The organism is Xanthomonas pisi DSM 18956 (assembly GCF_001010415.1).
Lineage (GTDB): Bacteria > Pseudomonadota > Gammaproteobacteria > Xanthomonadales > Xanthomonadaceae > Xanthomonas > Xanthomonas pisi.
The window spans coordinates 1-419 of record NZ_JPLE01000294.1 but is presented as its reverse complement, the minus strand read 5'-3'; the positions used below and the strand labels follow the sequence as shown (position 1 = coordinate 419).

At 40.6% G+C, this 419-nt stretch carries 1 protein-coding gene; it reads left to right on the top strand.

Annotated elements, in window-relative coordinates:
• Nucleotides 1-42: 42 nt before the first annotated feature.
• The coding region (locus Y887_RS19845) for a GPW/gp25 family protein (RefSeq protein ID WP_046965667.1) at nt 43-419 on the top strand (377 nt) is incomplete at its 3' end.

Sequence of the window (419 nt, the reverse complement as noted above, 5' to 3'; positions counted from 1 at the left end):
GAGACAGATACGAGGCCGCAAAGAATTCTTTGAGTTACTATAATGTCTAATATCAATAAACTTTATTCAGATATCGACCCAGAAATGCGTATGGATTGGAACAAGGACGTTGCTCGTTCTGTAGGACTTCGTTCTATTAAAAATAGTCTTCTTGGCATAGTGACAACTAGAAAAGGCTCACGCCCCTTCGACCCTGAATTTGGATGCGATTTGGTTGATGAACTTTTCGAGAATATGACACCACTTACAGCCGATACGATTGAGCGTAATATCCAGGCAGCTGTTCGTAGCTATGAGCCACGCATCGACAAACTTTCTGTAAGTGTAACGCCAGTATATGACGACTATACGGTTATAGTAGAGATTAGATTTTCGGTAGTAGACAACCCTGATGATATCGAACAAATCAAACTTCAGTT